The sequence below is a fragment of the Streptomyces sp. CG 926 genome, from assembly GCF_003148825.1.
Taxonomy (GTDB): Bacteria; Actinomycetota; Actinomycetes; order Streptomycetales; family Streptomycetaceae; genus Streptomyces.
Genome location: NZ_QGGZ01000008.1, coordinates 40,903 through 62,287 on the forward strand (window position 1 = coordinate 40,903; position 21,385 = coordinate 62,287).

At 71.6% G+C, this 21,385-nt stretch carries 18 protein-coding genes; 10 read left to right on the top strand and 8 right to left on the bottom strand.

Translation table 11 applies throughout. From position 1 onward, the window contains the following. Window positions 1-182 precede the first annotated feature (182 nt). On the bottom strand, window positions 183-1,289 hold the full coding sequence (locus BCL76_RS21530) for a hypothetical protein (protein WP_109781096.1): 1,107 nt from the start codon (window positions 1,287-1,289) through the stop codon (window positions 183-185). Window positions 1,290-1,363: 74 nt separating this feature from the next. Here BCL76_RS21530 and BCL76_RS21535 point away from each other — a divergent pair, with 74 nt between their 5' ends. Next, window positions 1,364-2,521: a cystathionine gamma-synthase gene (locus BCL76_RS21535; RefSeq protein WP_030765172.1), complete on the top strand. Its 1,158-nt coding sequence runs from the start codon at window positions 1,364-1,366 to the stop codon at window positions 2,519-2,521. A 313-nt stretch (window positions 2,522-2,834) separates the two neighbouring features. Here BCL76_RS21535 and BCL76_RS21540 read toward each other — a convergent pair whose 3' ends face one another. The 3 genes from BCL76_RS21540 to BCL76_RS21550 are packed head-to-tail and all read right to left on the bottom strand — an operon-like array spanning window position 2,835 to window position 4,087. Then, window positions 2,835-3,089: a hypothetical protein gene (locus BCL76_RS21540; RefSeq protein WP_109781097.1), complete on the bottom strand. Its 255-nt coding sequence runs from the start codon at window positions 3,087-3,089 to the stop codon at window positions 2,835-2,837. Continuing rightward, window positions 3,086-3,508 carry a sigma factor-like helix-turn-helix DNA-binding protein gene (locus BCL76_RS21545; protein WP_109781098.1) on the bottom strand — a complete coding sequence of 141 codons (423 nt, stop codon included), beginning with the start codon at window positions 3,506-3,508 and terminating at the stop codon, window positions 3,086-3,088. Before BCL76_RS21545 ends, BCL76_RS21540 begins: the two co-directional genes overlap by 4 nt. Before the next feature lie 57 nt (window positions 3,509-3,565). Then, complete coding sequence (locus BCL76_RS21550; RefSeq protein WP_030009956.1) at window positions 3,566-4,087, bottom strand: MarR family winged helix-turn-helix transcriptional regulator; 522 nt, start codon at window positions 4,085-4,087, stop codon at window positions 3,566-3,568. Window positions 4,088-4,260: 173 nt separating this feature from the next. On the opposite strand from BCL76_RS21550, the gene ilvA reads away from it, so the two are divergent. From ilvA to BCL76_RS21565, 3 genes are all read left to right on the top strand, one after another. Continuing rightward, on the top strand, window positions 4,261-5,493 hold the full coding sequence (ilvA, locus tag BCL76_RS21555; RefSeq protein WP_109781099.1) for a threonine ammonia-lyase: 1,233 nt from the start codon (window positions 4,261-4,263) through the stop codon (window positions 5,491-5,493). A 121-nt stretch (window positions 5,494-5,614) separates the two neighbouring features. Further along, complete coding sequence (locus BCL76_RS21560; protein WP_109781100.1) at window positions 5,615-6,637, top strand: ATP-binding cassette domain-containing protein; 1,023 nt, start codon at window positions 5,615-5,617, stop codon at window positions 6,635-6,637. Next, window positions 6,634-7,503: an ABC transporter permease gene (locus BCL76_RS21565; RefSeq protein WP_109781101.1), complete on the top strand. Its 870-nt coding sequence runs from the start codon at window positions 6,634-6,636 to the stop codon at window positions 7,501-7,503. Before BCL76_RS21560 ends, BCL76_RS21565 begins: the two co-directional genes overlap by 4 nt. 129 nt (window positions 7,504-7,632) lie before the next feature. Here BCL76_RS21565 and greA read toward each other — a convergent pair whose 3' ends face one another. Together greA and BCL76_RS21575 are read right to left on the bottom strand one after the other, a co-directional pair. Then, window positions 7,633-8,130 carry a transcription elongation factor GreA gene (greA, locus tag BCL76_RS21570; protein ID WP_030765152.1) on the bottom strand — a complete coding sequence of 166 codons (498 nt, stop codon included), beginning with the start codon at window positions 8,128-8,130 and terminating at the stop codon, window positions 7,633-7,635. Window positions 8,131-8,268: 138 nt separating this feature from the next. Continuing rightward, window positions 8,269-8,682 carry a DUF4307 domain-containing protein gene (locus tag BCL76_RS21575; protein WP_109781102.1) on the bottom strand — a complete coding sequence of 138 codons (414 nt, stop codon included), beginning with the start codon at window positions 8,680-8,682 and terminating at the stop codon, window positions 8,269-8,271. A gap of 107 nt (window positions 8,683-8,789) precedes the next feature. Between BCL76_RS21575 and mca the strand changes: the two genes are divergently transcribed. Together mca and BCL76_RS21585 are read left to right on the top strand one after the other, a co-directional pair. Next, window positions 8,790-9,671 carry a mycothiol conjugate amidase Mca gene (gene mca, locus BCL76_RS21580; protein ID WP_109781103.1) on the top strand — a complete coding sequence of 294 codons (882 nt, stop codon included), beginning with the start codon at window positions 8,790-8,792 and terminating at the stop codon, window positions 9,669-9,671. A 2-nt stretch (window positions 9,672-9,673) separates the two neighbouring features. Then, window positions 9,674-9,907 carry a hypothetical protein gene (locus BCL76_RS21585; protein ID WP_109781104.1) on the top strand — a complete coding sequence of 78 codons (234 nt, stop codon included), beginning with the start codon at window positions 9,674-9,676 and terminating at the stop codon, window positions 9,905-9,907. Between the two features lie 346 nt (window positions 9,908-10,253). Here the strand turns inward: BCL76_RS21585 and BCL76_RS21590 are convergent, their stop codons facing one another. Continuing rightward, the gene (locus BCL76_RS21590) at window positions 10,254-13,535 is read right to left on the bottom strand and encodes a tetratricopeptide repeat protein (RefSeq protein ID WP_181382650.1); all 3,282 of its coding nucleotides are present in this window, start codon (window positions 13,533-13,535) and stop codon (window positions 10,254-10,256) included. Between the two features lie 152 nt (window positions 13,536-13,687). On the opposite strand from BCL76_RS21590, the gene BCL76_RS21595 reads away from it, so the two are divergent. The 3 genes from BCL76_RS21595 (at window position 13,688) to BCL76_RS21605 (ending at window position 18,437) form a co-directional block, all read left to right on the top strand. Continuing rightward, window positions 13,688-14,452, top strand: a complete 765-nt coding sequence (locus BCL76_RS21595) for a DUF4344 domain-containing metallopeptidase (protein ID WP_109781106.1) — start codon at window positions 13,688-13,690, stop codon at window positions 14,450-14,452. 126 nt (window positions 14,453-14,578) lie between these two features. After that, window positions 14,579-16,237, top strand: a complete 1,659-nt coding sequence (locus BCL76_RS21600) for a recombinase family protein (protein WP_109781107.1) — start codon at window positions 14,579-14,581, stop codon at window positions 16,235-16,237. A 133-nt stretch (window positions 16,238-16,370) separates the two neighbouring features. Beyond that, window positions 16,371-18,437, top strand: a complete 2,067-nt coding sequence (locus BCL76_RS21605) for a thioredoxin domain-containing protein (RefSeq protein ID WP_109781108.1) — start codon at window positions 16,371-16,373, stop codon at window positions 18,435-18,437. Window positions 18,438-18,523: 86 nt separating this feature from the next. Here the strand turns inward: BCL76_RS21605 and trhA are convergent, their stop codons facing one another. Continuing rightward, window positions 18,524-19,237 carry a PAQR family membrane homeostasis protein TrhA gene (gene trhA, locus BCL76_RS21610; RefSeq protein WP_030765123.1) on the bottom strand — a complete coding sequence of 238 codons (714 nt, stop codon included), beginning with the start codon at window positions 19,235-19,237 and terminating at the stop codon, window positions 18,524-18,526. Window positions 19,238-19,457: 220 nt separating this feature from the next. Between trhA and BCL76_RS21615 the strand changes: the two genes are divergently transcribed. Then, window positions 19,458-21,284: a phosphoenolpyruvate carboxykinase (GTP) gene (locus BCL76_RS21615; protein WP_109781109.1), complete on the top strand. Its 1,827-nt coding sequence runs from the start codon at window positions 19,458-19,460 to the stop codon at window positions 21,282-21,284. Window positions 21,285-21,385 lie beyond the last annotated feature (101 nt).

Here is a 21,385-nt window from a genome sequence, read left to right on the forward strand (position 1 = left end):
CCACGGGAACGAAAAAGGAATGGGTGGCACGGCAGAACGCCGCCACCGCCGCATCATGCGGCCTGCGATTACTTACAGCAACCTTATTCGTAGGGGATCGCCACCGGCCCCCGGGGTGGGCCGCCCGGGCCCGCCGGGCGAAGCCGGGGGATCCGGCGGCCCACCCGGCGACCCGCGGAGGGTTACGGCTTCAGCGTCGCGGGCGACCCGCCGTTGGCCTCGTACCCCGCCACCGCCATCGCCCGGTACACGGCGTACGCCGCCGCCGGGTTCTCCGCCTCCGTCCACGGCAGCGCGCCCACGTAGCCGTCCACGTGCCGCACCTGCTCCAGCGCCTCCGCCCAGCGCTCCATGCAGACCAGGAACATCAGCAGCAGGTGCCGTACGTGCGCCACCATCGGGTCGTCCGCCCGCGCCGTGTGCACCGCGTACAGCGCGCCCTCCACCGCCCGCGTGACGACCGCGCCCCGGTAGAAGCTCGGGCTCAGCACGACGTCGGGCTGGTTCTCGCGCAGCGCGAACAGCGGCAGGGCCGCCAGCAGCGAGCCCTGCGGAGCGCGCGCCGCGGCCGCGTGCGCGAAGGCGTCGGCCTTCTCCCGCGAGCCGTGCCACTGCGCGCCCCAGTAGCGCAGCGCCGCGAGATGGGCGCCCATGTGCTCGGGGGCCCGGTCGATGACCTTCGCCCACAGCTGGTCGAACTCCGCCTCCGGGTAGGCCAGTCCGCGCGCGATCGCCAGTTCGGTGATGTACGGGACCGGGTCCCCCGGAGCCAGCAGCGCGGCCTTGCGGCACGCCTCCCGGGCCTCCTCCAGGATGATCCGGTGGTCCTCGGAGCCCACGCCGCCGGACTGCCGCCACGCCTGCTGCACCAGCAGCTCCGCGTGCACCTGCGCGCCGCCCGGGTCCTTCTCCGCCTCCAGCCGCCAGGCCTTCAGCCACTGCGCGCCCTTCCCGGGCTGCGCCATCAGTTCCAGGGCCGCGGCCCCACCGAAGGCCTGCACGCGCTGCCAGCGCCGCTCGCCCTCCCGCGGGGTTCCGGCGAGCAGCTGCGAGGCCGCCTGCCACCGACCGGTGAGCCGCACGTTGTCGAGGGCGTCCATCAGGTCCTGGTCGGGCCCGGGGACGCGGATGTCGAGCTCTTCCTGCCGGTCGAATCCGTAGTTCGCCGGGTCGGCGGCGTCCGGGCTCTCCGGCGAGACCAGGCGGATACCGCCGCGCCGGCGCCGGATGTACGGACCGAGAATGAACACGATCATGAGCATCGCGAACACGAACCACAGAATCTCCATACCTCCAGCGAACCAGACCGAGGGGGGAGCAGGCCAATAGGGGGCCATGCCCCGGGCGGGCATAGCATCGGACCATGAGCGACGACAGCCACGAGCACCAGAGCTTCGAGACCCGCGCGATCCACGCGGGCAACACGGCGGACCCGCTGACCGGCGCGGTCGTACCCCCGATCTACCAGGTATCCACCTACAAGCAGGACGGCGTCGGAGGACTGCGCGGCGGCTACGAGTACAGCCGCAGCGCCAACCCGACCCGGACCGCGCTGGAGGAGAACCTCGCGGCCCTGGAAGGCGGCCGGCGCGGTCTCGCCTTCGCGTCCGGGCTCGCCGCCGAGGACTGCCTGCTGCGTACGCTGCTCGCCCCGGGCGACCACGTGGTCATTCCGAACGACGCGTACGGCGGCACCTTCCGCCTCTTCGCGAAGGTCGTCTCCCGCTGGGGCGTCGAGTGGTCGGTGGCCGACACCTCCGACCCCGAGTCGGTCCGGGCGGCCCTCACCCCGAAGACGAAGGTCATCTGGGTCGAGACCCCCTCCAACCCGCTGCTCGGCATCACCGACATCGCCGTCGTCGCCGACATCGCGCGGTCGGCCGGCGCCAAGCTGGTCGTGGACAACACCTTCGCCTCGCCGTACCTCCAGCAGCCCCTGGCGCTGGGTGCGGACGTGGTCGTCCACTCGCTGACCAAGTACATGGGCGGGCACTCCGACGTGGTCGGCGGCGCGCTGGTCGCCGCGGACGCGGCGCTGGGCGAGGAGCTGGCCTACCACCAGAACGCGATGGGCGCGGTGGCCGGTCCCTTCGACTCCTGGGTCGTGCTGCGGGGCATCAAGACCCTGGCCGTGCGCATGGACCGGCACGCGGAGAACGCGGGCAAGGTCGTCGAGCTGCTCCAGCGTCACCCGAAGGTCACCAAGGTCCTCTACCCGGGCCTGCCCGAGCACCCGGGGCACGAGGTCGCCGCCAAGCAGATGCGCAACTTCGGCGGCATGATCTCCTTCCAGGTCGCCGGTGGCGAGGAAGAGGCGGTCGCGGTCTGCGGCCGCACCAAGATCTTCACCCTGGCCGAGTCCCTGGGCGGCGTCGAGTCCCTGATCGAGCACCCGGGCCGGATGACGCACGCGTCGGTGGCCGGCTCGGCCCTGGAGGTCCCGGCGGACCTGATCCGTCTGTCGGTCGGCATCGAGAACGCCGACGACCTCGTCGCGGACCTGACCCAGGCCCTGGGCTGACCCCGGCCCCCGCCGGCCCCCACCAGGGCCGGCGGGTGCCGCTGTGCCAGCCCCGCCGGCCCATCAGGCTCACACCGGCCCTCTTCAACCTCGGCCCGGCACATCCAGCTTCGCCGGGCCCAATGCCAGCCTCGCCGGCGTTTGAGGCGCGGGGTCTGGGGCGGAGCCCCAGGGAACCCGGCTCCGCCGGGCACCGGGCTCCGCCCGGACCCGCGCCTCAAACGCCGGCGAGGCTGAATGTGCCGGCCGAGGCTGAAGATGGCCGGCGAGGCTGGATGTGCCGGCCGAGGCTCGGCGTAGCCGGGCGGCGGGGTCACCAGCCCTGGAGGGGTGGGGAGATGCCCGTCGGGGGTCGGGTCCAGGGGTGGGTGAGGGAGGCCCACACCACGAAGGCCACCGCGGCGGCGAAGAGCACGGCCCAGCCCAACCGCCGCAGCGCCCGCCGCCGGCGCAGCAGGCGGCCGCCCCGAGCCGCGGCGCCCGCCGCCAGCCCCGTCGGCACCGGCGGGTACGGGCCCTCCAGGAGCCGCCTGACCTGGGCTTCCTTCCGGTCCGGGAGGCCGCTCACGCCGCCTCCCGGTTCCGCAGCGCCTCCACGGCCCGGTTGCACAGCACCCGTACCCGCTCCACCGGCATCCCGAGCTGCGCCGCCGTGACCTCCTCCGCGACCCCTTCGTAGAGCCGCAGGACGAGTACGAGCCGCTCCGGCGGGCTCAGTCGGGCGAGCAGGCCGGCGCCGCCGTGGTGGTGCCGGCCGCTCCGGGCGAAGGCGGCGCACAGCTCCTGGCGGGTGAAGTCGTACGGGTCGTCCCCGCGCAGCCGCCGCCAGTTCGCGTACGTCCGGGCCAGTGCGCCCGCCAGCAGCCGCCGGGCCGAATCCGGTTCGCCGGTCAGCAGGACCGCGACATGCAGGAGACGCCCGGCCGCACCCGCGACGAAGGCTTCGAACTCCGCGTAGGAGCCCGCCTGTTGATCAACCACCCGCATAGTCCACATAGTGCGGGCAGCGGGGCCGCCCAGGTCAAGAGGACGGACGGACTCCGCTCAGGAGGCGGGACCGGCTTCGGCCACGGCCGCCATGAGCTCCGACAGCGACAGGTTGAAGCGGGTCAGCAGACCGGTGAAGGATTCCCGCTCGCCCTCGCTCCAGCCCTCCGTCACCCGGGCCATCAGCTCGCGCCGCGAGGAGCGGACCTCCTCCAGCCGGGCCAGCCCCCGCGGGGACAGCGCGAGCACCACGGCCCGCCCGTCCTCGGGGTGCGAGGTCCGCTTGACCAGACCGCTGTCGACCAGCGGCGCGACCTGCCGGGTCACCGTGGAGGAGTCGATCCCCATGCCGCCGGCGAGCGCCTTCACGCCCATCGGGCCTTCCAGGTCGAGCCGGTTCAGCAGGAGGTAGGCGGCGCGGTCCATCGAGTTGCGGGCCTGGCCCACACCGCCCAGACGGGTCTGCTCGGCACGGCGGGCGAAGACCGCCACCTGGTGCTGGAGCGCGTCGAGGAGACCGGCTCCGGCGGGCGCGTCGGGCGCCGCGGGCAGATCGGAATTGGCCGGGGTGGAAGGCATGGCCGTGGGCTCTCTTCGCGTGGGTCCGACAAGGTTGGGGGACAGAGTACGCGGCCGTGCGGCGGCTCGTACGCCTCGTACAAGAACTGATACGGCCGGTTCGGGCCCCCGCCCCGCGGGTGTCCCGGATGGCGAGATATCGCCCCTCCTGCGCGCCCTGCGAGACTGACGGCATGAACTACCGCGTGCCCCCGCCCGTCCCCCAGGTCATCCTCGACGACATCCGGGGGGCTCAGAAGATGCTCTCGGGCGTCTCCCGGGTCACCGCCATGGAGGGCAGCCGGCACCTCTCCGCGCTCACCGGCTCTCCGGTGCACCTCAAGTGCGAGAACCTCCAGCGCACCGGATCCTTCAAGCTCCGCGGCGCCTACGTACGCATCGCCGGCCTGCGCCCCGAGCAGCGGGCCGCCGGCGTCGTCGCCGCGAGCGCAGGCAACCACGCGCAGGGCGTGGCGTTGGCCTCCTCCCTCCTCGGGGTCCGCTCGACGGTGTTCATGCCGGTCGGGGCTCCGCTGCCGAAGGTGGCCGCGACCCAGGAGTACGGAGCCGAGGTGCGCCTGCACGGGCAGGTCGTCGACGAGACCTTCCTGGCCGCCCAGGAGTACGCGGACCGCACCGGCGCGGTGTTCATCCACCCCTTCGACCACCGCGACATCATCGCGGGGCAGGGCACCGTCGGTCTGGAGATCCTGGAGCAGTGCCCGGAGGTACGGACGATCCTCGTCGGGATCGGCGGCGGTGGTCTCGCGGCCGGCGTCGCGGTCGCCGTGAAGGCGCTGCGGCCGGACGTACGGGTCATCGGGGTGCAGGCGGCGGGCGCGGCCGCGTACCCGCCCTCGCTCAAGGCCGGGCACCCGATCTCGATCGACGAACCGATGACGATGGCCGACGGGATCAAGGTCGGCCGCCCCGGCGACGTCCCCTTCAACATCATCGCCGAGCTCGTCGACGACGTGCGCACGGTTTCCGAGGACGACCTCTCCAGTGCCCTGCTGCTGTGTCTGGAGCGGGCCAAGCTGGTGGTCGAACCGGCCGGGTGCAGCCCGGTCGCGGCCCTGCTCAGCCGGCCCGAACTGTACGGCGGCGGACCGGTGGTGGCCGTCCTGTCCGGCGGGAACGTCGATCCGCTGCTGCTCCAGCGGATCCTGCGACACGGCATGGCGGCGGCGGGCCGGTACCTGTCCCTGCGGTTGCGCGTGGCCGACCGGCCCGGCGCCCTGGCCGGGCTCCTGGCGGTGTTGTCGGTGGTGGATGCGAACGTGTTGGACGTGAGCCATGTGCGGACGGACCCGCGGCTGGGGCTCACGGAGGTGGAGGTGGAGCTGCACCTGGAGACGAAGGGCCCCGAGCACTGCGCGGAGGTCGCGCGTTCCCTGCACGGCGCGGGATACAAGGTGATGTCCTAGCGTCCCCCGTTCGGCGCGTCCCCCGTTCGGCCGAGCAGGACCCGCCCCGCGCCCATAGGATTTGCGTAGAAATGCCCTGAATATTCTGATTCTACTGGCCCGATTCACTGGGAGAATCCCTATGCCAGGCGCTATCTACGCCGAAGGTCTGGTCAAGACCTTCGGCGATGTACGGGCTCTCGACGGCGTGGACCTCGATGTCCCCGAAGGCACCGTCCTGGGTCTGCTCGGCCCGAACGGCGCGGGCAAGACCACGGCCGTACGCGTCCTGACCACCCTCCTGCGGCCCGACAGCGGCAAGGCCGTCGTCGCCGGCATGGACGTCTTGGAGCATCCCGACGAAGTCCGCCGCGCCATCGGCCTGTCCGGCCAGTTCGCGGCCGTCGACGAGTACCTGACCGGCCGCGAGAACCTCCAGATGGTCGGCCGGCTCTACCAGATGAAGGCCAAGGCGGCCAAGGTCCGGGCCGCCGAACTCCTCGAACGCTTCAACCTCTCCGACGCCGCCGACCGCACGGCCAAGACCTACTCCGGCGGTATGCGTAGGCGCCTGGACCTCGCGGCCGCCCTCGTCGTCAGCCCGCCCGTGATGTTCATGGACGAGCCCACCACCGGACTCGACCCCCGCAACCGCCAACAGCTGTGGGGCATCATCCAGGAGCTGGTCGCCGGCGGCACGACCTTGCTCCTGACCACCCAGTACCTGGAGGAGGCCGACCACCTCGCGCACGACATCTGCGTGGTCGACCACGGCAAGGTCATCGCCCGCGGCACCTCCGACCAGCTCAAGGCCCGCACCGGCGGCGAGCGCGTGGAGGTCGTCGTCCACGAGCGGCAGCACATCACCACCGCGCGCGAGGTGCTCGCCGGCTTCGGCAAGGGCGAGACCACGGTCGAGGAGCACACCCGCAAGCTGACCGTGCCCGTGTCGGGCGGCGCCAAGCTGCTCGCCGAGGTCATCCGCGAACTCGACGGCCGGGGCATCGAGATCGACGACATCGGCCTGCGCCGCCCCACCCTCGACGACGTGTTCATCTCCCTGACCGGGCACGCGGCCGAGAAGGCCGTGGAGGACAACGGCGACGCGCAGGCCGCTCCCGGGGCCAAGGGCCGCAAGGCGGCCCGGAAGGAGGCGGCGAAGTGACCGTCACGTCCCCCGACCCGGGCACCTCCCCGAACGGCGCACTCGCGGCGCCCCGTCCGCGCGGCGGCGTCGTCCAGAGCGTCAACGACTCCCTCGTGATCGCCAAGCGCAACGTCATCCGCCTCAGCCGGATCCCCGAGATGGTCATCTTCGGGCTGATCCAGCCGGTCATGTTCGTGGTGCTGTTCAGCTTCGTCTTCGGCGGCTCGATGATGATCGGCGGCTCGACCAGCGCCATCGACTACCGGAACTTCCTGATGGCCGGCATCTTCGCCCAGACCGTCACCTTCGCCACGGCGGGCGCGGGCGCGGGCATCGCGGACGACATGCACAAGGGCCTGATCGACCGCTTCCGATCGCTGCCCATGGCCCGTGGCGCCGTCCTGACCGGCCGTACCCTGGCCGACCTGATGCAGACCGCGCTGACCATGGTGGTCCTGGCGATCGTCGCCCTCCTCGTCGGCTGGCGCACCCACACGAGCGCCGGCGAGGTGCTGGCCGGTTTCGGTCTGCTGCTCCTGCTCGGGTACGCGTTCTCCTGGATCGGCGCCCTGATCGGGCTGTCCGTACGGACTCCGGAGGCGGCCACCTCGGGCGGGCTGATCTGGCTGTTCCCCGTCACGTTCATCTCGAACGCGTTCGTCCCCACGGAGAACATGGCGAGCTGGCTCCAGCCCATCGCCGAATGGAACCCGTTCAGCGCCACCGTCCAGGCCTGCCGCGAGCTCTTCGGCAACCCGGGCGTGTCCCCGTCCGACGCCTGGCCGATGGTCCACCCCGTCTGGGCCTCGCTGATCTGGTCGGCCCTGATCATCCTGGTGTTCCGCACCCTCGCGGTCCGCAAGTACCGCGGAGCGGACGGCTGAGCCGCGCGGCCCCGTACCGACGCGGCCCCGTACCGACGTACCGACGCAGCGACGCGCGATGCCCGGCCGGAAGGGTCCGGCCGGGCATCGCGCGTCGTCTGTCAGGAAGAAAAAGGTGACCGAGGGTGATCAGCCGGTGAAGGGCTTGACGTCCAGGATCTTGACCGAGGCCTTCTTGCCGTTCGGCAGCTCGTACTCGGCGTCCTCGCCGATCGCCTTGCCCATGACACCGCTGCCCAGCGGGGACTGGGGGGAGTAGGTCTCGAAGTCCGAGGACGCGTACTCGCGCGAGGCCAGCAGGAACTCCATGGTGTCGTCCTCGTCGCCGTCGAAGGCGATCTTGACGAGCGTGCCGGGGGCCACCACGCCGTCGGACGCGGGCGCGGTGCCGACCTTGGCGTTCTCCAGGAGCTGCGTGAGCTGGCGGACCCGGAGCTCCTGCTTGCCCTGCTCCTCCTTCGCCGCGTGGTAGCCACCGTTCTCACGCAGGTCGCCCTCCTCGCGGGCGGCTGCGATCTTCGTGGCGATCTCCGTGCGGGCGGGACCAGAGAGGTAGTCCAGCTCCGCCTTCAGCTGGTCGTACGCCGCCTGGGTCAGCCAGGTGACGCTTTCGCTCGTCTGGGTCACGGGTGCTCCTCGTCGGTACAGGGGACTACAGGCCGCCAGCGGCGGACGAAACCACGAGCCTAACAATTCGGGAAGAAAAGGGGGAGGACCCCACAGGCTCATTGCCTCGCGGGGCGCGACTTCAATCCTTTTCGGACGTCAGTGGGCGGAGGGCGCCGGCCGGCACCCGACCAGCTCGATCACCGCGGCCCTGCGGGTGGTCTTCAGGGTGACGAGCTCGTCCACCCGCGACGATGCCTGCGCGAAGGTGAAGTCGGCGCGCCCCACCTCGGCGTGCTCCTTGTCCTGCGAGCTCAGGGAACAGACACCGGTGATCGAGGACTCCTTGCGGACCTCCAGGTGCACCTTCACCTCGGTGTCCGAAATCACCTGGAACTTGATCACTTCGGCGCTCACGCTCTGTCCCGCGACGTAGTCCCAGCCGATCCAGCCGACCACGCCCAGCAGCACCGCACCCAGCACCGATCCGATGATCTTGAGCTTCCGGTCCGCACGCTCGTCCGCCGACCGGCCGTACCGGCCCTCGGGCAGTCCCTCGCGCACCGCGCTCATGATCGTTCCTCTCGCCGGGGACGGCTTGGTCACCCCTGGAATTTTCCGCCCCCCAGTTCGGTCACTATAGGAGCTGAGTGTCGCGCCGAATCGCAGAGGATCCTGTTTTGACCGAGCAGCTTCGACTGATGGCCGTCCACGCCCACCCCGACGACGAGTCGAGCAAGGGCGCGGCCACCATGGCCAAGTACGTGTCCGAGGGGGTTCCCGTGCTGGTCGTCACCTGCACCGGTGGCGAGCGCGGCTCGGTCCTGAACCCCAAGCTCCAGGGCGACAAGTACATCGAGGAGAACATCCACGAGGTACGCGCCAAGGAGATGGACGAGGCGCGCGACATCCTCGGCGTCGAGCAGGAGTGGCTCGGCTACGTCGACTCCGGCCTCCCCGAGGGCGACCCGCTGCCCCCGCTGCCCGAGGGCTGTTTCGCGCTCGCGGACGTCCACGAGGCCGCCGGTGAGCTGGTGAAGAAGATCCGCGCCTTCAAGCCGCAGGTCGTCACCACCTACGACGAGAACGGGGGCTACCCGCACCCCGACCACATCATGACCCACACGATCTCCATGCTGGCCTTCGACAGCGCGGCCGACACCGAGAAGTACCCGGAGAGCGAGTACGGCCCGGCCTACCAGCCGCAGAAGCTCTACTACAACCAGGGCTTCAACAAGCCGCGCACCATCGCCCTGCACGAGGCGCTCCTCGCGCGCGGCCTGGAGTCCCCCTACGGGGAGTGGCTGGAGCGGTGGAAGGAGTTCGAGCGCAAGGAGCGGAACCTGACCACCCACGTGCCCTGCGCCGACTTCTTCGAGATCCGTGACAAGGCGCTCATCGCGCACGCCACGCAGATCGACCCGGACGGCGGCTGGTTCCGCGTCCCGATGGACATCCAGAAGGAGGTCTGGCCCACCGAGGAGTACGAGCTGGCGAAGTCGTTCGTCGACACTTCCCTCCCCGAGTCCGACCTCTTCGCGGGCATCCGGGAGAATGCGTAGCTATGAGCGCTACGCAGGCAGCACTGACCCAGCTCCTCCCGCTGGCGGGTGACACGTTCGACAAGAACAAGGTGACGCCCGGCCTCCTCGGCTTCATCGTCTTCGCGGCCCTCGCCATCGGCGTGTGGGCCCTGATGAAGTCCATGAACCGGCACATGGGCCGGGTGAACTTCGAGGAGGCCCCGGATCCCGCGGCCCCGGCCGCCCCCGGCACGGACGCCGCCCGGACCCCGTAAGGCGGAGCCGGGCCCGGTGCGGCCCGCAGGACCCTCGCGCACACGCCGGCGCCCCGGCCGGGAGAACCGGCGGGGCGGCGGCCTCGGCGCGTGCCCGCCCACGCGGAACCGACCCGGGGCATGCCCTTCGGGTCAGGCCGGGCTCGCGGTGCCCGGCACGCACGCTCGCCGCGTCGTCGTCGGTCGCCGACCTCCCAGCCACCGCCGGGAGGCGCCCCTCGCGTCCACCGCCTCCTCCTCCTCCTCGCGAGCGCACGCGCCGGACACCGCTCCCCGATCCGGCGCGATCCGGCCGACCGAAAGGCACGCCGTGGGCCGGGCCGGGAAGGGCCGGGTCGTGGTCGCGTCAGGCCCGCGGCACGCCCATGACCTCCCGCGCGTGCAGATTCGGCACCAGGCCCAGCCGCCACGCCTGCCAGCCCTCCGCCGGATCCACGCCGCGGCCCAGGATCACCCCGTACGTCTCCAGGCAGTCCTCCAGCCGGCCGTCCCGCGCCGGATGCGGAGCCTGCGCGAGGCGCCCCAGCTCGGCCCGCGCCTCCTCCGGCGCCGCCGGCACCGCGTACGGCAGCATCGTGCACCGCAGGAACCGCGCCCAGTCCTCCCCGCGCCGGTCCCCGTACGCGATGAACAGCCGCACCGCCTCCTCGCACAGCCCCAGCGCCTGCGACAGCCGGCCGTTGCCCGCGTCGATCACCGCCAGCTCCAGGCACGTCCACGCCTCGCCGTGCGCCAGCCCGATCCGCCGGAAATCCGCCCGCGCGTCCACCAGCAGCTGACGGGCGAAGCCGGAGTTGCGCAGGTTCCCCGTCTGGGCCGCCCGCTGGTCCCGCGTCACCCGCCCCGAATGGTGACGGGCGTAGGCCAGCCCGTACACGTCCCGCATCCGCGAGAACATCGTCCGCGCCCGCTCCAGCTCCCGTACCGCCTCGTCGCGCTCGCCGCCCACCTCCAGCGCCTGCCCGAGGTAGTACTGCGTCCATGCCTCCCCGCGCGCGTCCTCCGCCTCCCGGTGGCGGGCGAGGGCCTCCCGCAGCCCCTCCACCGCCGGCCCCGGATCCCCGTCCACCACCCGGGCCCGGCCCAGCTGCGTCAGCGCCCAGGCCTCACCACGGTCGTCGCGGGTGCGCCCGTACAGGTCCAGAGCCAGCCGCAGCTCCACCTCCGCCCGCTCCACGTCCCCGTACCGCAGGTGCACCTGCCCCAGCTGGAAATGCGCCCACGCCTCCCCGTGCACGCTCTCGCTCTCCCGGTGCAGCGCCAGCGAGGTCTCCAGCAGCCGCGCCGCCTCCGCCAGCCGCGCCCGGTCCCGCTCCACCGCCGCCAGCGCGTGCAGGCCCCAGGCCCGGTCACCCGCCAGTTCCGACGGCTCCTGCAGCTCCAGCGCCTCCCGGATCCGTACCGCCGCCTCCGGAAGGTTGCCCTGGTGGTGCAGGGTGATCCCGAGCGAGATCAGGGCCATCGCCGCCGCGGCCTCCTGATCGGCCTCCATGTACTGGTCCACCACCGAGGCCAGCGTGGTGCGGGCCTTGTCCAGCTCGCCCAGCTGGCGCGCCGCGATACCGGTACGCCACTGCACCGACCGCACCAGCCGCCCCTGCTGTCCCTTCAGCCCGTTGTGACCCGCCGCGACCACCTGCGTCAGCTCATCGATCTCACCCAGCCGGTACAGGTCCCCGCGCAACAGACAGAAGTCGCACAGCGCGCCCAGCAGATCCAGCACCGCCTGCTGGTCCACGCCCTCCGAATGCCGCAGTGCCGCCGTGATGAAGCTCGACTCGTCGTCCAGCCAGCGCAGCGCCGCGTCCAGCGAGGCGAACCCGTGGACCCCGACGGGCCCCTTGAGGACGTTCGCCCGCGTCGACATCTTCCCGTCGACCATCCGGATCACCGAGTCCGCCAGACCCGCGTAGTCGCGGATCAGCCGCTCGTGCGCCGCCGCGGCCTGCGCCCGGTCCTCGTCCGCCGCCGCCCGCGCGGCCGCGTACGAGCGCACCGCGTCGTGCATCCGGAACCGCTGGCCGCGCACCCGCTCGATCAGCCCGGCCTCCCACAGCTCCTCCAGCGTGCGCAGCGCCGCCGCCTCCGGTACGTCCGCCAGCGCGGCCGCCGCCGCACCACCCAGCGACGCCCGCCCGGCCAGCGGCAGCCGCCGCAGCAGCTGTCGGGCGGGCTCGGCCAGCCGCGCGTCCGCCGCCCGCAGCGCCGCCTCCACCGGCTGCGCGCCCGTGCCGTCCGTCAGGACCCGGCCCTCGCGCGCCGGCGGAGCCAGCAGCCGCAGCGCGAGCGGGAGACCGCCGCTCAGCTCCACCACGGCGGCCAGGTCCTCCTCCGCCGGGCCCGCGGTGCCCGCCGAGGTACCCGCCGGGCCCGCCGAGGTACCCGCCGGACCCGCCCACGCCGTCCGGAGCAGCTCCGCCGACTCCTGGCGCGCCAACCGCTCCACCGGCAGCTGGTACACCCACGCCGCCAGATCCGCCGGCAGCTCCAGCGGCTCCCGCGCCGTCACCAGCACCAGGCTCTCCGAACGCTCCGGAACCAGCATCCGCACCTGCGCCGCGTCCACCGCGTCGTCCAGCAGCACCGTCACCGGCAGCCCCTGCAGATGCTGGTGGTACAGCTCGCCCAGGCGTCGTACCTGCTGCTCCGCCGACGCGCCCTCACGGAACAGCAACTGCTCGCGGGGCGCACCGAGCCGGTTCATCAGGTGCAGCAGCGCCTCCCGCGTGGCCAGCGGCGCCTCCCCGGACGCCTCGCCGGCCGAACCGCCCCGCAGGTCCACCACGCACGCGCCCCGGAACTGGTCCCGCAGCGCGTGCGCCGCCTGCAGGGCCAGGGCCGTACGTCCCACCCCCGGCTCACCGTGCAGCACCACCACCACCGGCCGGGTCTCCGTACTCGCCCGCGCCGCCTGCACCCACTGCGCGATCCGCGTCAGCTCCGACCGCCGCCCCGCGAACACCTCCGCCGGAGCCGGCAGCTGCCCGAAGGAATGCTCCAGCACACTGCGCCGGCGCGCCTCCGCGCTGCGGTCCGTGCCCCGCAGCCGCGGAGCCGGTCGCGCCGCCGCCGGCCGGGCCACGGGCCGGGCCGCCCGGGCCGCCGCGGCCACCGCACGCTGCTGCTCCAGGAACGGGCGTATCCCGCGCACCTCCAGCGCCGACAGCCACTGCAGGCGCAACTGCTCGGGCCCGCCCGGCCGGCCCCGCTCCCCGGCCCGCCGGTTCGCGGCCGGCAGGTGCAGCGCCGTCACCTTCACCACCGTCGCCACCGCGCCGGAGATCCCCACCACGGCCCCCGCGGTCAGCGCCGTACCGGCCGCGACGCCCAGCGACAGGTCCGCGCCCACGGCCGCGGCCGCCGCCACCGCCGTCACCAGCATCGCCGTGGAGGGGTTGCCCCGCCGGAAGGCCTCACCGAGCGACTGGTCCCCGGCCGCCGCCTCGTCCAGAGCCCGTACGTACGCCTCGTACTCCGGCGCCGCACTCGCGGCGAGCGCGTCGAGCGCCTCCCGGCCCCGAGCCAGCAGCGTCGCCCGGTCGATGCCCGTACCCGTTCCCCGCTGCGCCGCGTCGTCCACGACCCGCTCCAACAGCCGCTCGGCCTCACCGCGATGGCTGTCCCGCATCGGCATCCCCCTCAGAGAGCTCCGGCAACGAGCCCCAAGTGTCCTGCGGGACTCCTCCGAGCGCGAGGGAATCTGAGCTAGTTCAGAGGGAAGTGCGCACTCTCTCCTACAGTCGGGTCGAAATCAGTCAACTGGCATATCCGGAGGGCAACATGACGTCACGTCGCTCACGCACGGCGCTGATCTGGACCCTGTGCGCGACGGCGCTGCTGTCGTCGTCGACCGGATGCGAAACCCCGCCTCCCGCACGGGGGTTCGTGGCCCGCCACGAGAAACCGGACGAAGCCGACCGCGACAACGCCGACCTGATCGAGCGGCGCCAACTCCTACGGCTCGTCACCGCGGACCTCGACGCCTACCTCGACGTCCCCCACCGGATCACGGTCGTCGCCCGCTCCTGCGGGGGCGAGGGCAGCGGCTACGACCCCGAGACCCACCGGATCGAGCTCTGCTACGACGACCTGACGCAGGACCGCGAACGGCTGGAGGCGGCCGACCACCGCCCGGCGGACGAAGCCCTCTCCGAGATCGTCCGGGAGACCCTCCACCACGAGGTGGGCCACGCCCTCGTCGACGCCCTGGACCTCCCCGTCCGCGACCAGGGCCGCGCCGAGGAGGACGCCGCCGACCGCTTCGCCCAGCTGATGCTCCTGCGCTCCCCGGACGGCGACCGCACCCTGCTGACGGCGGCCCGCGCCTACGACCTCGCGGCGGCCGCCGACCCCACCCCCGACCCCGACGACGAACATGCACCGGACCCGGCCCGCGCGGAATCCCACCGCTGCGCCGCCTACGGCGCGGCCCCGGCCCGCCACCCGGACCTCGCGACACCGGCCCGCGCGAACTGCCCCCGCACCTGGGCCACCACCCGCGACACCTGGACCGCCGACCTGGCCCCGCTGCTCAGGAGGGGGTGACCGTGCGAGCCGTTCGCCCGTTCGCCCATTCATCCGTAGAGGGGTGAGCCGTGCCCCATTCTTGGAAAGTCGGTATCCAAGGTCCAGTAGCTCCCTACATTCTCCCGAGAACAGAGGGGGTGCGGGGTGCGCGAAGATCACGCGACGCTGACCGCGTTGGGGTTCAACTCTGACGAACTGGAAGCCATGGGGCTGAGCAAGCCCGCGACGGCGGAGCCGGTGGGGCTCGTGGATGCGTACCTCCGGCGGAGTAACAAGAAGGAGGATCTTGCCGCCATCCGGGGACATCTCCGGGATCTGGTGCGCTGGGCCCAGGCCGAGGGAATGCAGATCCGCCACGTCTGGTTCGAACAGCTCTCGGCGTCCAAGGCCTACGTAAGGCGGTGGGAGTTCGAGAAGGCCACACAAGCGATTGTGGATGGCAAGTCCAAAACGCTCGGTGTGTGGAAGGCGGACCGCTTCGACAGACGCGGGATGGGGGCGGTCGGGCGAATGCTCGACGAGTTCGACCGCCGCCAGGCACGTCTGGTGTCCGTCTCCGAAGGCCTGGACTCCGCAAACGGGGGACGCTTGGTGTTCGCGATCCTGAGCGAGAGTGCCAGACAAGAAGCCAAGGACATCGCGAAGCGGGTCAAGAACGGCCACGACGCACACAAGGCGGAGGGCCGACGCGGAACGGGCAAACCCCCGTTCGGGCTCTACAGCGCACCGGGGAGCGGAAAGGTCGAACCGCACCCGGGCGAGTATGGGACCGCCCGCCGGCTGGCGGACATGCTGTTGGACAAGAAGACCACGAAAGTCACCGCACATGCGCTCAACGCAGCGGGTCACCGGACTCGCAGCGGAGCCACCTGGTCGCCGACCGCGGTGAGCAAGCTCGCCCAGTCACCGCTCTTCGCAGGCATGGTCCCAGTTCGGCGTCGCAGGACGGACGAGTACGGGAACTCCCTGGATAGTTGGGAGGGGTACGGCGAACCCTTGCGGGACGGCAAGGGTGAGATCGTCATGTGTGGTGCGGGAGTGGTGACTCCGGCTGAATGGTTCAGGATCAAGGCGTTCGTCGCCGAGCGGACCGATGATCGCCGGGCCAAGGGAAAGCGCGAAGCGAAGTACCTGGGCACCGGCAGTTATCGCTGTGGACGGATGCGGGACAAGGACGGGGCCGGAACGGCCGAGCCGTGCGGCAGCCCGCTGAGCCACCGGGGCGGGCGCTACCGGTGTGAAGTCCGGCAAACACGCGGCAAGTCGATCTGTGAGGGTGTCGTCACGCTGGCCGAACGGATGGATCACGCTGTGGGACAAGCGTGGGTCGACCACATCGCCGGCCTTGCACCGGACGATCCTGTGATCACCGAGATGGCGCGTCGCTGGTTCGCTTTCGCGGACCCGGAAGCGCAGGCGAAGAAGGCGGAGGCTCAGAGGGCACTTGAGGCGGCTCAGAAACGGGTGAAGAAGCTCGAGGACGACTTCTACGTCTACGGGAAGATGGACGAGGAGCGGTTCGAGGAGTTGAGCGAGGGCCAGCGCATCCTCCTCGAGAGCCTGAACACCACCCTGGAAGTAATGGCGGTCGAAGCCGGTCCGGCGCCCCTCGGGCGGATCGAGAGCCTGAGGGAGGCCTGGGGGAAGGCAGACATGATGGACAAGCGCATGTTGCTGAAGTGCGCGCTCGGGGAGCAGGGCATCAGGGTCAAGGCGGCGACCCGACAGGGGGATCCCACGCCGATCCTCGCGCGCCTCGAGTTCGACTGGCTTTCGAAGACGGATGCCACCGGCTGCGCATGACGTTACGTCACGGCGTCCGGCCCTCGATCCCGGGCCGTTCGCCTCTTGGCCCACGAACCGGTGGTGACGCATCGATCGCCGCCACGCCTCGGGAATCGGACCGGTCGCCGCCGGGTGCGCGAGGATAGGGCCTATGCCCAACCGACTCGCACACGCCACGTCCCCGTACCTCCTGCAGCACGCGGACAACCCCGTCGACTGGTGGCAGTGGGAGCCCGCGGCCTTCGACGAGGCGCGCCGGCGAGGCGTTCCAGTATTCCTGAGCGTCGGATACAGCAGCTGCCATTGGTGTCATGTCCTCGCCCACGAGTCCTTCGAGGACGAATTGACCGCCGCGTACATGAACGAGCACTTCGTCAACATCAAGGTGGACCGCGAGGAACGTCCCGACGTGGACGCCGTCTACATGGAGGCCGTGCAGGCCGCCACCGGACAGGGCGGCTGGCCCATGTCGGTCTTCATGACCGCGGATGCCGAGCCCTTCTACTTCGGCACCTACTTCCCGCCCGAGCCCCGGCACGGCATGCCCTCTTTCACGCAGGTCCTCGAAGGCGTGTACGCCGCGTGGACCGGCCGTCGCGAAGAGGTGGGAGAGGTGGCGCGGAAGATCACGGGCGATCTGGCCGGCCGCACGTTCAGCTCCGAAGGTACGGGGAGGCCCACGGAGGAGTCCCAGGCCGGTGCCCTGCTCTCCCTGACGCGTGACTACGACCCGACCAGCGGGTGGTTCGGCAGCGGTGACACGAGGTTCCCTCCGAGCATGACCGTGGAGTTCCTTCTCCGTCACCATGCCCGGACGGGGTCCGAGGGGGGCCGCGAGATGGCCGAGGGGGCATGTGAGGCCATGGCCCGTGCCAGTTTGTTCGACCAGGTGGGAGGCGGGTTCCACCGCTACGTGCTTCGTCAACAGGCCGGTGGCGCTTTGGTACCGCACTTCGAGAAGATGCTCTATGACAACGCGCTGCTGTGCCGGGTCTACGCCCACCTGTGGCGCGCCACCGGGTCGGATCTCGCGCGTCGGGTCGCGCTGGAGACCGCCGATTTCATGGTCCGGGAGCTGCGCACCGATCAGGGCGGCTTCGCCTCCGCGCTCGACGCCGACAGCGAGGACCCGCTGACCGGGGAGCACGTCGAGGGGGCCTACTACGCCTGGACGCCCGCCCAGCTGCGCGAGGTGCTGGGCGAGGCCGACGGGGAGGTGGCCGCCGGGTACTTCGGAGTGACCGAGGAGGGGACCTTCGAGCACGGCACGTCCGTGCTGCAGCTGCCCCAGGACGGGCCCGCGGTGGAGGCGGGCCGGCTCGCCGGGATCAAGGAGCGGCTGCTGGCCGCGCGGGGGCGGCGGCCCGCGCCCGGCCGGGACGACAAGATCGTGGCCGCGTGGAACGGGCTGGCGATCGCCGCCCTCGCCGAGTGCGGGGCGTACTTCGAGCGGCCCGACCTGGTGGAGCGGGCGACGGAGGCCGCCGATCTGCTGGTGCGCGTGCACATGGACGGCCGGGCGCGGCTGTCGCGCACCAGCAGGGACGGCCGGGTCGGCACCAACGACGGGGTGTTGGAGGACTACGGCGATGTGGCGGAGGGCTTCCTGGCGCTGGCGTCCGTGACCGGCGAGGGGGTCTGGCTGGAGTTCGCCGGGTTCCTCGTCGACCTGGTCCTGGACCGGTTCACCGCCGAGGACGGATCGCTGTACGACACGGCGCACGACGCCGAGAAGCTCATCCGCAGGCCGCAGGACCCGACGGACACCGCCGCCCCCTCGGGGTGGACGGCCGCCGCGGGCGCGCTGCTCTCGTACGCGGCGCACACCGGCTCGCAGGCGCACCGTACGGCGGCGGAGCGGGCGCTCGGGGTGGTGCAGGCGCTCGGGCCGCGGGTACCGCGCTTCATCGGGCACGGGCTGTCGGTGGCCGAGGCGCTCCTCGACGGGCCGCGCGAGGTGGCGGTCGTGGGCGATCCCGAGGACGCGGCGCTGGCGCTGCTGCACCGGACCGCGCTACTGGGGACGGCGCCCGGGGCGGTGGTGGCGGCCGGACTTCCGCGTGGGGCGGACGGCGGTGGCGGCGAGTTCCCGCTGCTCGCCGAGCGCACCCTCGTGCACGACCTGCCGACGGCGTACGTGTGTCGACATTTCGTCTGCGCGCGGCCCACGACGGATCCGGTCGAGCTGGCGGAGCAGTTGGGCGCGGTCCGCCCCTGAAGCCGGATCGGACGACGCGACGCGACGGGACCCCGCCGCCGCCCCCCCGGCGGGCGTTCCGGTCGCGGGCCCGTCCCGCGACCGACTCAGTGCTGGTACGCGGCCAGCGAGATGCCGACGTAGTGGGCCACGAAGGCCGCGAGGGTCAGCGAGTGGAAGACCTCGTGGAAGCCGAAGAAGCGGGGGGAGGGGTTCGGGCGCTTCATGCCGTAGATGACCCCGCCCACGCTGTACAGGAGGCCGCCGACGATCACCAGCACCAGGACGGCGATCCCGCCGGTGCGCATGAAGTCGGGCAGGAAGAAGACCGCCGCCCAGCCCATGGCGATGTAGCAGGGGGTGTAGAGCCAGCGCGGGGCGCCGACCCAGAAGACCCGGAAGGCGATGCCGGCGGCCGCCGCGATCCACACCGCCCACAGCAGGGTCCGCCCGGTGGAGGGCGGGAGCAGCAGGACGGTCAGCGGGGTGTAGGTACCCGCGATGATCAGGAAGATGTTGGCGTGGTCGAGCCGCCGCAGGATGGCCTCGCCGCGCGGTCCCCAGGTGCCGCGGTGGTAGACCGCGCTGACGCCGAAGAGCAGGCAGGCCGTGAGGATGTAGACGCCGCACGCGACCCGCGCCCGGGTGGAGTCGGTGAAGGCCATCAGCACCAGGCCCGCGACGACCACGGCCGGGAACATCCCGAGGTGCAGCCAGCCGCGCAGCAGCGGCTTCTCCTCCAGGGCGGTCTCGGCCGCCTCCAGGGCCTCGACGACCGGTGTGGCCTCGGCGGCCGGGACGGCGGCGGCATCAGAAGTCATGCGCGCCATGCTACCTACGGGTCCGTAGGTTTCCGTTAGTGGTCTTTACGGAAGATTGACGGACGTGGCAATGCTCACGTGAGAGGCCCTCTGGACATATGCGCACATCCACCGGATGATCAGATGAGTGCGGTCGACACCGGATGAGCGGAGCGCGAAGCGTCCGGGTCGCAGCCCCCACGGGGCCTACACCAAACAAACCCCTCAACAAGGAGCAATCGTGGCGCGCGACAACGCGGCTCCCACCATCCCGACGACTCACCAGGAGCTCATCTCCTGGGTGGACGAGATCGCAGCCCTCACCCAGCCGGACCGCGTCGTCTGGTGCGACGGCTCCGAGGCCGAGTACGAGCGCCTGTGCGAGGAGCTCGTCGCCAAGGGAACGTTCAAGAAGCTCGACGAGACGAAGCGCCCGAACTCCTACTACGCCGCCTCCGACCCCTCCGACGTCGCGCGCGTCGAGGACCGGACCTTCATCTGCTCCGAGAAGGAGGAGGACGCGGGCCCGACGAACCACTGGAAGGCTCCTTCCGAGATGAAGGAGATGTTCTCCGGCGAGAAGGGCATCTTCCGCGGCTCCATGAAGGGCCGGACGATGTACGTCGTCCCGTTCTGCATGGGCCCCCTCGGCTCCGAGCTCTCCGCGATCGGCGTCGAGATCACCGACTCCGCCTACGTCGCGGTCGCCATGCGCACCATGACCCGCATGGGCAAGGCCGTCCTCGACGAGCTCGGCACCGACGGATTCTTCGTCAAGGCCGTCCACACCCTCGGCGCTCCGCTCGCCGAGGGCGAGGCCGACGTGCCGTGGCCCTGCAACACCACCAAGTACATCTCGCACTTCCCCGAGACCCGCGAGATCTGGTCCTACGGATCCGGCTACGGCGGCAACGCCCTCCTCGGCAAGAAGTGCTACGCCCTGCGCATCGCGTCCGTCATGGCCCGCGACGAGGGCTGGCTCGCCGAGCACATGCTGATCCTCAAGCTCACCCCGCCGGCCGGCGAGGGCGAGACCAAGTACGTCGCGGCCGCCTTCCCGTCCGCGTGCGGCAAGACCAACCTGGCCATGCTGGAGCCCACGATCTCCGGCTGGACCGTCGAGACCATCGGCGACGACATCGCCTGGATGCGCTTCGGCGAGGACGGTCGCCTCTACGCGATCAACCCCGAGGCCGGCTTCTTCGGCGTCGCGCCCGGCACCGGCGAGCACACCAACGCCAACGCCATGAAGACCATGTACGCGAACACCGTCTTCACCAACGTCGCGCTCACCGACGACGGCGACGTGTGGTGGGAGGGCATGACCGAAGAGGCGCCCGCGCACCTCGTCGACTGGAAGGGCAACGACTGGACTCCGGCCTCCGGGACCCCGGCCGCCCACCCCAACGCCCGCTTCGCCGTCCCGGCCTCCCAGTGCCCGACGATCGCCCCCGAGTGGGAGGACCCCAAGGGCGTCCCGATCTCCGCGATCCTCTTCGGCGGCCGCCGCGCCTCCGCCGTGCCGCTGGTCACCGAGTCCTTCGACTGGAACCACGGCGTCTTCATCGGGTCGAACATCGCCTCCGAGAAGACCGCCGCCGCGGAGGGCAAGGTCGGCGAACTGCGCCGCGACCCCTTCGCCATGCTGCCGTTCTGCGGCTACAACATGGGCGACTACATGGGTCACTGGGTCAAGGTCGGCGCCGACAAGGACCAGGCCAAGCTCCCGAAGATCTACTACGTGAACTGGTTCCGCAAGAACGACGCGGGCAAGTTCGTGTGGCCCGGCTTCGGCGAGAACAGCCGCGTCCTGAAGTGGATCGTCGGCCGCCTCGACGGCACCGCCGAAGGCGTCGAGACCCCCATCGGCATCCTGCCGACCAAGGAGTCCCTCGACCTCGACGGCCTGGACCTCCCGGCCGAGGACCTCGACTTCCTCCTCACCGTCGACAAGGAGGTCTGGCGCGAGGAGGCCGCCCTGGTCCCCGAGCACCTCAACACCTACGGCGACCACACTCCCAAGGAGCTGTGGGACCAGTACCACGCACTCGTGGAGCGCCTGGGCTGAGCCAGGACGCGCCCTGAAGAAGGGCCATCGAACGTGGGAGCCCCCGACCAAGCGGCGCCCACCGCTGTGGGAGCCCCCGACCAAGCGGCGCCCACCGCAGC

What these genes read in the sequence shown, in the direction of transcription:
- BCL76_RS21530 (WP_109781096.1), bottom strand. Translation starts at nt 1,289, where the DNA reads ATGGAGATTCTGTGGTTCGTGTTCGCGATGCTCATGATCGTGTTCATT.
- BCL76_RS21535 (WP_030765172.1), top strand. Translation starts at nt 1,364, where the DNA reads ATGAGCGACGACAGCCACGAGCACCAGAGCTTCGAGACCCGCGCGATC.
- BCL76_RS21545 (WP_109781098.1), bottom strand. Translation starts at nt 3,508, where the DNA reads ATGCGGGTGGTTGATCAACAGGCGGGCTCCTACGCGGAGTTCGAAGCC.
- BCL76_RS21550 (WP_030009956.1), bottom strand. Translation starts at nt 4,087, where the DNA reads ATGCCTTCCACCCCGGCCAATTCCGATCTGCCCGCGGCGCCCGACGCG.
- ilvA (WP_109781099.1), top strand. Translation starts at nt 4,261, where the DNA reads ATGAACTACCGCGTGCCCCCGCCCGTCCCCCAGGTCATCCTCGACGAC.
- BCL76_RS21560 (WP_109781100.1), top strand. Translation starts at nt 5,615, where the DNA reads ATGCCAGGCGCTATCTACGCCGAAGGTCTGGTCAAGACCTTCGGCGAT.
- BCL76_RS21575 (WP_109781102.1), bottom strand. Translation starts at nt 8,682, where the DNA reads ATGAGCGCGGTGCGCGAGGGACTGCCCGAGGGCCGGTACGGCCGGTCG.
- BCL76_RS21585 (WP_109781104.1), top strand. Translation starts at nt 9,674, where the DNA reads ATGAGCGCTACGCAGGCAGCACTGACCCAGCTCCTCCCGCTGGCGGGT.
- BCL76_RS21590 (WP_181382650.1), bottom strand. Translation starts at nt 13,535, where the DNA reads ATGCGGGACAGCCATCGCGGTGAGGCCGAGCGGCTGTTGGAGCGGGTC.
- BCL76_RS21595 (WP_109781106.1), top strand. Translation starts at nt 13,688, where the DNA reads ATGACGTCACGTCGCTCACGCACGGCGCTGATCTGGACCCTGTGCGCG.
- BCL76_RS21605 (WP_109781108.1), top strand. Translation starts at nt 16,371, where the DNA reads ATGCCCAACCGACTCGCACACGCCACGTCCCCGTACCTCCTGCAGCAC.
- trhA (WP_030765123.1), bottom strand. Translation starts at nt 19,237, where the DNA reads ATGACTTCTGATGCCGCCGCCGTCCCGGCCGCCGAGGCCACACCGGTC.